The organism is Holdemanella sp. (genome assembly GCF_056804935.1).
Genome location: NZ_DBMEXE010000104.1, coordinates 1 through 2496, shown reverse-complemented (window position 1 = coordinate 2496; position 2496 = coordinate 1). Strand labels below are relative to the sequence as shown.

Here is a 2496-nt window from a genome sequence, read left to right as displayed (position 1 = left end):
AGGGTGAATGGGGTTGCGCTACAAATATTGAAGGTTTTAGTTTTGTAGTGGCAACTGAAAAACAAGCTCCAACAGTATATTTAGTAAATCATGATGAGGATGGAAAATGCACATTTGAAGTTGCTAGTAAAGAATGGATGGACAACTATATGGCTACGCGCACAGCTCCATTAGTAAGGAAATAAAATGGAAGAGGCATTATTAAAGAAAATCGATGAAATCAGCGATGAGATGATTTCAGGAATCAAAAGAGTTGTTCAAATCGATAGTGTACAAAGTGAAGCTAAGCCAGGTATGCCTTTTGGAGAAGGCGTAAATAAAGCTTTAGAAGAAGCATTGAAATTAGCTCGTGAATTAGGTTTTGAAACAGAGAACGTCGATCATATGGTGGGTATTGCCAAATATGGTCAAGGAGAAGACTATATTGGCATTATGGGACATTTAGATGTTGTACCTGTAGGAGAAGGATGGAATCATCCTCCGTTCTCAGCTTATGAAGATGAAAATGGCAGAATCTTTGCCCGCGGTATTTTAGATAATAAAGGACCGACTTTATCTTGTTTATACGCATTATATGCCATAAAGGAATTGAAAATTCAGTTAAAGCGTCCTGTTTATATTTTGTTTGGAACGAATGAAGAAACGGGATTTGAAGATTTAACACATTTCCTTAAAGTCAGAAAACCACCTATTATGGGTTGGACACCCGATTGTAAATATCCGGTTGTATATGCGGAAAGAGGAAGAAGTACCTATCGTGTGAGTGCGGCTATTGAAAATAAAACTGTATTTAATCAATTTATTAATGAATATATTTTATCGGATAATGGATTTGGAAATAAATTGGGACTAAATATTGAGGATCCTGAATTTGGTAAAATGCAGATGAGTAATAAAAAGCTGGTGGATTTAGAAGGAAAACTTGGCTTTGACTTCTCTTTTAGCTATCCTGCAAGTATTAGTAATGATACAATAGAGGAGACAATCAAATCTAAATTAAGCAAAGGACTACAAGTAGAATGTATACATAATTATGATCCTGTTTATTTTGATAAAAATGGATTCTTATGTCAAACATTAAAGGCGACTTATGAAAAGGTAACAGGCATGGATGGTACGCCAGTTACAACTACGGGTGGAACTTATGCGAAGATCATGCCAAATATAGTTCCTTTTGGACCTAGTTTTCCTGGACAAAAGGGCATTGGGCACAATCCGAATGAATGGATGGATCGTAGTGATTTGATTTTGAATGCGAAAATATACGCATTAAGTATAGTGAGGTTGGCTAATGGAGAGAATGATTGAAGTATGTGCAGGTAGTTATCAAGATTGTATAGCTGCATATCAGGGTAAGGCAAAAAGGGTTGAATTAAATAGTGCGTTAAGTGTTGGTGGCTTAACGCCAAGTGTCGCAAGTCTAGTTCGTGTAAAAAAAGAAACAGATTTAACTGTAATTTGTATGGTACGTCCACGCGCTGCTGGTTTCTGTTATGAAAAAGAAGATGTAGAAATTATGTTTGAAGACGCCAAGATTCTTTTGGATCATGGTGCTGATGGAATTGCGTTTGGTTTTTTAAATGAGGATGGCACAATTTGTGAAGAGGACACAAAAAGAATGATCGACTTGATTCATTCATACAATAAGGAAGCTGTATTCCACAGAGCTTTTGATGTTACGCCAGATGCATTTGAAGCCATTGAAACATTGATTGATTTAGGGGCGGATCGCGTACTTACAAGTGGACAAAAATCAAAAGCTATGGAAGGTATTGATTTAATTAAAGTATTGAATAATCAATATGGTGATAAGATTCAGATTCTTCCTGGCAGTGGAATGAATGCAGAAAACGCAAAAATGATGATGAATTATACAGGCGTATATCAGGTGCATTCTTCTTGTAAGAATTATAAAGCAGATACAACCACAACAAAAAATGGTGTTTCATATAGTTACTTAGAAAGTCCACATGAAAATGACTATGATGTAGTGGACGTAGAGTTGGTTACAAAATTAGTGAATAGTATCAAGTAAGGCGGGGTTCCCGTCTTTTCTTGTGCAAAGTTGCAAGGGATGATATAATTTACTAAGTTATAACTAAGTAAGTTATAACTTAGTAAATGGAGATCTTATATGTTTGTCGGTAGAGAAAGTGAATTAACAAAATTAGAAAAAATGTACTCAACGAATGAATTTCAGTTTGCGGTAATCTATGGGCGTCGAAGAGTTGGAAAAACAACTTTGATTCGGGAGTTTTTGAAAAATAAAGAGAGCTTATTGTATGTTTCATTGGAAGGGACTCAAAAAGAAAATTTAATTGGATTGTCGAGAGTGATTTCGAGGAATGATTCAATCGTATATGATTCATTTGAAAGCTTATTTAATGCGATTGATAAAATGTTAGAAACAAATCAAAAAATAGTTCTTGCGATTGATGAATATCCATATTTAGCTGAAAGCTATCCCCCTATTTCTTCTATTATTCAAAAGCATAT

At 35.1% G+C, this 2496-nt stretch carries 3 protein-coding genes and 1 pseudogene; all 4 read left to right on the top strand.

Features of this window, described 5'->3' with window-relative positions; translation table 11 throughout:
• Window positions 1–185, top strand: a pseudogene (locus ACZQCL_RS05885) (N(4)-(beta-N-acetylglucosaminyl)-L-asparaginase); the annotation flags it as partial.
• A gap of 1 nt (window position 186) precedes the next feature.
• A complete protein-coding gene (locus ACZQCL_RS05880) occupies window positions 187–1308 on the top strand; it encodes a Sapep family Mn(2+)-dependent dipeptidase (RefSeq protein WP_331865670.1) in 1122 nt (373 codons plus the stop codon).
• A complete protein-coding gene (locus tag ACZQCL_RS05875; RefSeq protein WP_288523254.1) occupies window positions 1292–2035 on the top strand; it encodes a copper homeostasis protein CutC in 744 nt (247 codons plus the stop codon). Before ACZQCL_RS05880 ends, ACZQCL_RS05875 begins: the two co-directional genes overlap by 17 nt.
• Before the next feature lie 99 nt (window positions 2036–2134).
• Window positions 2135–2496 (top strand): AAA family ATPase (locus tag ACZQCL_RS05870; RefSeq protein ID WP_482482206.1); only part of this gene is annotated, 362 nt, incomplete at its 3' end.